The sequence below is a fragment of the Rhizorhabdus wittichii genome, assembly GCF_017607425.1.
GTDB classification, from domain to species: domain Bacteria; phylum Pseudomonadota; class Alphaproteobacteria; order Sphingomonadales; family Sphingomonadaceae; genus Rhizorhabdus; species Rhizorhabdus wittichii.
The window spans coordinates 145,247-152,871 of the sequence record NZ_CP059321.1 but is presented as its reverse complement, the minus strand read 5'-3'; the positions used below and the strand labels follow the sequence as shown (position 1 = coordinate 152,871).

At 62.3% G+C, this 7,625-nt stretch carries 4 protein-coding genes; 3 read left to right on the top strand and 1 reads right to left on the bottom strand.

Going from position 1 to position 7,625, the window contains the following annotated elements:
• Nucleotides 1-189 precede the first annotated feature (189 nt).
• On the bottom strand, nt 190-1,284 hold the full coding sequence (locus HRJ34_RS29095; protein WP_208634715.1) for a replication initiation protein: 1,095 nt from the start codon (nt 1,282-1,284) through the stop codon (nt 190-192).
• A 752-nt stretch (nt 1,285-2,036) separates the two neighbouring features.
• Between HRJ34_RS29095 and HRJ34_RS29090 the strand changes: the two genes are divergently transcribed.
• The 3 genes from HRJ34_RS29090 to HRJ34_RS29080 all read left to right on the top strand — a co-directional run bounded on the left by HRJ34_RS29090 (nt 2,037) and on the right by HRJ34_RS29080 (nt 7,625).
• Nucleotides 2,037-2,357, top strand: a complete 321-nt coding sequence (locus HRJ34_RS29090; protein WP_021243468.1) for a single-stranded DNA-binding protein — start codon at nt 2,037-2,039, stop codon at nt 2,355-2,357.
• An 81-nt stretch (nt 2,358-2,438) separates the two neighbouring features.
• Nucleotides 2,439-3,338: a DUF7146 domain-containing protein gene (locus HRJ34_RS29085; RefSeq protein WP_208634663.1), complete on the top strand. Its 900-nt coding sequence runs from the start codon at nt 2,439-2,441 to the stop codon at nt 3,336-3,338.
• A gap of 69 nt (nt 3,339-3,407) precedes the next feature.
• Nucleotides 3,408-7,625, top strand: a complete 4,218-nt coding sequence (locus tag HRJ34_RS29080) for a strawberry notch-like NTP hydrolase domain-containing protein (protein WP_208634662.1) — start codon at nt 3,408-3,410, stop codon at nt 7,623-7,625.

Sequence of the window (7,625 nt, the reverse complement as noted above, 5' to 3'; positions counted from 1 at the left end):
AGGGCGCCCCTTTGCGAAACTCGGGGCATAGTAGCGCTACTTGCGCTTTTTCGTCAAACAGAAGCGCTATTTCGAAAGTAGAGCTATGCTGGCGACGGCAATGGCGGCGAAAATGGCTGACGATCGCCTTTCGGGCGTGGCATCCTGACTCGGTGGGGGCACGACGAAATTGCACCGGTGCAATTTCGCTTATGGGCGGCCCCTTCGAGCAACGAAACTCTCGCAAAAACCCGTCCAAGAACTCGTCAGCTTCGCGCCCTTGAGCTTCGCCAGGCGGTCGCCCATCTGCTGGCGATAGGCGTCGGCGATGAGATCAATATCCCATCCGCCCCCATGCGACCGGGCAATCGCGGCCAAGCCTTCCGCGTTGAACCGGATCGTTCCTTGCGGAAAGACGATCTCCGAACTCTTCTCTGGCGCGACGAGCGCGCTGATGGTGGCCTTCACGAGCGATCCCACTTCCACCGTCTCGGCGACCGTCTCTACTGCCCCTTCCCGGCGCGCCTTGCGCCCCGTCGAGTGCCGCTCAATCTCATCGACGGTCGCGATCTGCGCTGGCGCATCCTTCGGTTCAAAACGGAACTCGATCTCGGTCACCGTCCGGCCCTGTCGTATCTCCTTCCACTCGACTCGGAAGTGAGCCAGTTGGTCGATCTCGGCCTTTGCCTTTTCGAGCACCTTGCGACGGAGTTGCGCGAAATCCTTATACACCTCAGGTGATATTCCGAGCGCTGCACGCAGCGCTGCCATATCGCCCTTCCAGGTTGACTGCCGGCGATGGAGCCGCAGCGATCCAATCTCATAGAGTTTGAGCGCATAGCTCGATCGGAAGCCCAGCACCGCCTGCCGATTAAGAACGGCATAGCTCTCGGATTCCTGGATGAGCTTGCGCGCATCAGGCGTAAACTCCCATTCGATCCAACCCGCATCCGCGCCGTCTGTATCTTCCGCCTCTTCGCGAGACGACGAGATCAGCGAAAAACGAAGCGTCGCTTTCTTGCCGCGCCAGGACCGGTCGTCGATCGCAAACAAGGTCCGGTGAAGTTCCTCCAGCATGTCGGAGATACGTTCATTTCCCTTATGACCGCGGCGAATATCGGCCTTGCGCATCCGATGCGGCCGGTCCTGCCAGGCATCCCCGCCTGCGGTCAGAATCATCAAGGCGAGCAATCGCGACGCCGTCAGGCTGAGCGACTGGCCTTTCACGAATTTGATCTCAACGATGCTGCCGGGTTTGGCGAACTCCTCGCCACCCTTCGCTTGCAAAGCCGCCGCGACTCGCATGGCACGGCCCGGCGCCGAATCGGCCTGCGCCTCTTGCGCTACATCGGCGCTTAGATTTTCCGCATGTTCCATGTCATATAGGCCGAGCGCGTATTGGCAGATTCGCCTAATTGCTGCCTGACCTGTCCTCTCTCGTCAAGGCAGGACAGGCAGAAACACTTTCTGCCGCCCCCGTCCGGTCAGGTTAGAACCGGGTGACACTCTTACAAAAGCCCTCGGATTCTGCCGAGTCGCAGTACGATTCGCGTTCCACCCGTTTTCGGCTCGCTGATGCTCGATAAACGCGGCAGAATGACATTATTCGCGAGCACGGGGCCGCCAAGAGACATTGCCCCCAATCGGTCAGGATAGCCCCAATAGGTCAGCTATCTACCCCCGACCGGTCAGGATGACGCCCCCGCCAGGTCAGGCAAAATCCCCCGTGCGGTCAGGGCAAACGCGGCAGATCATTGAAATTGCATGTCTTTTCGGCCCCGAATCTGAATCACTTAGAATCATGAATCCTTCCGCTGCGAGCAGCGGCGTTGTTTTAGATTGATTCTAAAAGAACAAGCAGGCGATTCGCTGACCCTGTAGGTCGGACAGCATAACCGATACTCCCCCCTTGCTGGGGGGATACCGCCTGACCGGTGTTCCACGATAGCATCCCGGTCTCGATCCTTGGCAGGTCCGCCCAGCGACGAGATCTCGGCGACCCGACAGCAGCTGAACCACCGCTCGTCGCCGCTGGGCAGACGCAGTGAGGAGCTCGCATGATCAATTTTGCCAAATTCGAGATCATCGGACGGATCGGTGAGATCGACGCCAAGCCTAAGGTCACGAACATCTCGGTATGCGCGAACTATCGCCGCCGCGGAGAGGGCGACCAGTGGATCGAGGACAGCTACTGGAACCGCGTCGTCATTTTCAGCGACGGCCAGCGCAAATATATCGATGAGAAGGCCCAGGTTGGCGATCTAGTGCGGATCGCCGGACGCCTCCGAGACACATCCTACGAGCGCGACGGCACCACCCACTACACGACCGACCGGATCGTCGAAGAGTTCGGTGTGCTCGCGGCGAAGGCGGCATAGGCCGTAGGAGGCAGCGCCGATCGGGCAAGAGGGGAGGGGGCATGCGCGAGCGAACCTAAATTTTCGATAGGAGTTTCGCTTATGCCAGCCACCATCGACGCGGCGGTTCGCGCCAAGCAGATCGTTGAGAGCCTGGGCGGACGCTGGTCTGGATCGCGCGGAGAGTGCCGTTGCCCCGCCCATGACGATCATTCCCCCAGTCTTTCGGTCCGCCTCGGCACCAAGGCGATCCTGTTCAAATGTTTTGCGGGATGCACATCGACCGATATCCTCAAGGCTCTCGATCGTCAGGGTTTGCACGATCGAGAGCCGGTCCATGTCGAACCGCGCGCGCCCTCACGCGATCTGAGCGGTTTGGCCCGGTCATTATGGCAGCGCAGCATACCCATCGCCGGCACACCGGCTGAAGCCTATCTTCATGCTCGGGGTCTTTATGCGCCCACGCCTGACCTTCGCTTCAATCCGCAAACGATCATAGGGAAGGGGAAGGATCGGCACAGCCATCCCGCAATGATCGCAGCCGTGAGAAATGAGCTTGGCCTGGTCGCGGTCCACCGGACCTTCCTTGATTCCACCGACATTTTGCGGCGCCCCTTCCACAAACCTAAGCTGGCGCTGGGCCAGCTTGGCTCGGGCAGCGTGCGGTTTGGTGAGCCGGATGACGTTCTGGGCATCGCCGAAGGGATCGAAGATGCCCTGTCCGCCATCGACTGGTTTCAATTGCCGGTTTGGGCTGTGCTCGGTGCCGAGCGCTATGCCCATGTCGGCATACCGCCCCATGTAAAGCGCGTCATCGTGTTCGGTCAGCGGAACAAGGCGGCGAAGATTTGCCTGAAGAGGGCAGGGGAGCACCTCAGTGCCAACGGACGAAGGGTCGAGGAGTGGCTCCCATCAGAGCATGACGACTGGAACGATGCTCTGCGCGATCGGCTTGCCCGCAACGCCATTCCTCGCACCGTGATCCAACTCCACTCCCACTGACGAGAGGAGAGGAGGCCTCCGGCTTGTTGATCCGGTGATGGGCACCGGACGATGCAATGGAGGCCTACAATGCGCACCTCAGCCGCTGCTCTCGAACTCGATTTTACCGAACCATCCATTACCGCCGCAAACGCGGTCTATGCCGAGCTGCGCAAAGGCGACAGCGTGGACCGACCTGGCCTGCTCCGGGCGATGGAAGCCGCGTATGGTTCAACTGCTGCTGACGGGCGTTGGTCACTCCGCGATGCCTATGATGTTCTGGAGCTGGCCCAAGTTCTGCACCTCGCCACGCTTGACCTGTCGCAAGAGCCCGCCGAATGTCTTGCGGCCCTGACCGCACTCACCGCATCCCTGCCGACGCATACTGTGCGCAGCGAAGAACAGATCGAACTCCAGCAATTTTCGACACCGGCCGCGATTGGCTACCTTGCCGCACTGGCCGTCCGCATCACCACAGCCGATACCGTCCTGGAGCCCTCCGCCGGCACCGGGCTCCTCGCCGTTTTCGCCGCGCGCGCTGGCGCCAAGCTTGTCCTCAACGAGATCGATCCGGCGCGCGCTGACATGCTCCAGGCAGCATTCCCCACCGCACCGGTCAGTCGCCATGACGGCGAACTCATCGACGATCTGCTGCCGCTGTCGATCCGCCCCACCGCCGTGCTCATCAACCCGCCCTTTTCTCGCAGCATCGGTCGACATGCCGACCCGCTTGCCGCGTTCCGCCACTTGCGCGCCGCCCTGAAACGGCTTGATGCCGGGGGGCGCTGCGCCGCGATCCTTCCCGATCGCGTGGATACATCGAGCCGCGCCTGGGCGAAGGCGACCGAGGGCTGTGCGATCACGCTCCACGTCGAACTGCCCGCCAATGCCTATGCCAAACATGGCACCAGCCAGATCGTGAAGCTCATTGTTCTGGAAAAAGGCTTCCAGGATGACGTCGCTATCGTTCGGTGCAACTCACTCCCTGAAGCGCTCGCGACGATCATCATTTCCGCCGCCAGCGTCACGGAAACACCGCGACTCTCCCCAGCGCGCCTTGCACCAACCCGTGCGCGCGCATCCCTGCTTGGCGGTCTTTCGAGCAGGCCCCGGCTTTCGGCCCCCATCGCGACGGCCGCCCAGTCTCTCAGCGCGCTTGATATCGGTTACGACGTCTTTGCCGAACCCGTACCTACTGGCGAGGCGGTCGGTGTTTACTTGCCGTACAGGCCGAGCCGCATCGCCATTCCCTGTGCATCCCCGCATCCGACCGCTCTGGTGGAATCGATCGCCATGGGCTCGATTACGGCACCGCGGCCGTCTTACGTTCCGAAGCTGCCGGCCGGTGTAGTAGACAACCGGGTGCTGTCCGACGCTCAGCTCGAAACGCTGATCTACGCCGGGGACGCTTTCGAGCGCGACATCTCCGGTCTGTTCAAGGCGGCCGAGGAAGGATTGTCGCTCACGCCGGACAAGGACGGTCGCCCTTACCGGACCGGATTCTTCCTTGGCGACGGCACGGGTGCCGGCAAGGGCCGTCAGGTTGCCGCCATCATCCTCGACCAGTGGCTGCGCGGGCGCCGCAAGCACATCTGGATATCCAAGACCGAGACACTGCTGGAGGATGCACGTCGCGACTGGACCGCGGTCGGCGGTCTTACGCTCGACATCCAGCATCTCAACCAGTGGAAGCTGGGCACGCCGATCGGCGCGGCCGAGGGTGTGCTCTTCCTCACCTATGCGACGCTCCGCTCCAACCGGGGGGACAAGGGCACTCGCCTTCAGCAGATCCTCGACTGGGTCGGCGATGATTTCGACGGCATGATGGTGTTCGACGAGGCGCACGAAATGGCGGGTGTCGCCGGCGGCGAAGGCCGTTTCGGCACCAAGGACGGATCCGATCAAGGCATCGCCGGCGTGCGCTTGCAGAACCTGCTGCCCCGTGCCCGCGTCCTGTACGTGTCGGCAACCGGCGCGTCGGACGTCAACAATCTCGCTTATGCCACCCGGCTTGGCCTGTGGGGTCCGACCACCGCCTTCGCCGATCGCCGCGCATTCGTCGACAGTCTGCGACGTGGCGGGATCGCGGCGATGGAATTGATCGCCCGCGACCTGAAAATGCAGGGCCTCTATGTCGCCAGGGCGCTCAGTTTCGCTGGTGTCGAATATGACATCCTCGAACATCGCCTGACGCCCGATCAGGTCGAGGTCTATGACGCCTATGCTGATGCGTGGGCGATCATCCACGCCAATTTGCGCACCGCGCTCGATGCCACCCGGGTGACGGACAGTTTCTCCAACGACACCTACAACAGCGGCGCGAAGGCCGCTGCGCTGTCGATCTTCGAATCCACCAAGCAGCGGTTCTTCGGCCAGATCCTGATCGGCATGAAGCTGCCCTCGCTGATCCCGGCGATCAGAGCGGATCTGGCCCGGGGCGAGAGCGTCGTGATCCAGCTCGTCTCGACGTCCGAGGCGATGCTCAACCGGGCACTGGCCGCGCTGAACGCCGAGGACCGGGCGAATCTCGACATCGAGCTTTCACCCAAAGAGTTCGTCATGTCCTATCTCACGGCCGCCTTCCCCGTCCGTCAGATGAAGACCTTCGTCGATGACACCGGCAAGACGCGGTCCGAGCCGATGTCCGACGAGGACGGGCGTCCCATCTTCAGCCAGGAAGCGCTCGAAATGCGCGACAATCTCGTCGAGCGGTTTTGCTCCCTGCCGATCGTGGGGTCCGCCCTTGATCATATCATCGGGCATTTCGGGATCGATGCCGTCGCCGAGGTGACGGGACGCAGCCGGCGCATCGTCATCGACGCGCACGGTCGCCAGCGTATCGAGAGCCGTTCGCCGCGAACAAACCTTGTCGAGACCGACGCCTTCATGCGGAACGAGAAGAAGATCCTGATCTTCTCCGATGCAGGCGGCACTGGGCGGAGCTATCACGCGAGTCTCACCGCCGAGAACCAGTCGCGCCGCAACCACTATCTGCTCGAGCCCGGTTGGCGCGCTGACGCGGCCATCCAGGGTCTCGGCCGCACACATCGCACGCACCAGGCAACCGCGCCGCTGTTCCGTCCGGTATCGACCGACTGCCGCGGCGAGCGGCGCTTCATCTCGACGATTGCCCGCCGCCTCGATAGCCTTGGTGCCCTGACGCGGGGTCAGCGTCAGACAGGCGGCCAAGGTCTGTTCGACCCGCGGGACAATCTTGAAAGCGACTATGCCAAGGAATCCCTCGAAACATGGTTCCGCCTGCTTGCCGACGGTAAACTGCGCTCGACCACACTTGGCGAATTCCAGACGCTGACCGGACTTGAGCTCGAGGGCGAAGGCGGCGGGCTGAAGGAGGAGTTGCCGCCCATCCAGCGCTGGCTCAATCGTATTCTCGCGCTGCGCATCGCGCTGCAGAATGCGATCTTTGATGAATATCTCGGCCTGATTGAGGCCCGGATCGAAGCGGCGCGCGAAGCTGGCACGCTCGATCTTGGCGTCGAGAGCATCAATGCCGAACGCATTACGATCCTCGATCGCACGGTAATCCGGCGCGACCAGACCAGCGGCGCAGAAACGGAGATTCTGCGCCTCGAAACGGAAGAGCGCTACAAGCCGATCCCGCTCGACCGTGCGTTGCGTATCCTGGGCGATGACGCGCGCCCGATCGTCAATCGCAAGTCCGGCAGGGCCGCGATCCGGTGCAGCACCTATTCGCTCACCGATGACGATGGTGAGATCGTTCGCCGCTACGAGCTGGTTCGGCCGACCCGTTCCGAGCGGATGCGGCAGGATTTGCTGCTCGAAACAATGTGGGAAGAGACCAGCGAGGAGGAATTTTCGGCGCTGTGGCAGGCTGAGGTCGAGGAGATGCGGGACAAGACCCGCACCAGCACGCTCTATCTGGTCGCGGGCCTGCTCCTGCCGGTCTGGGATCGCTTGCCCGACGATCATGTTCAGGTCTGGCGCCTGAACACCGATGACGGCCAGTCCTTCCTCGGCCGGATCGTTCCTGCACCGCTGGTGTCGAAGCTCGCGGACGCCTTCGGGATCAACGCCGCCATCACCGTGTCAGGCGACGATACCGCAAAGCATGTGATGACCAGCGGCGAGATATCGTCCGTCGGAGCCTACCGGCTCAAGCGCAGCCTGGTCGCCGGGCAGCAGCGCCTCGAACTGCTCGATTGGCCGCACACGCGGCTTGCCGAACTCAAGGCGGCCGGCTGTTTTACCGACATCATCCAGCACAGGACGCGGATGTTCGTTCCCGTCGCGAATGCCGCTGCCGTCATCGAGCGCATCGCCGCCTGA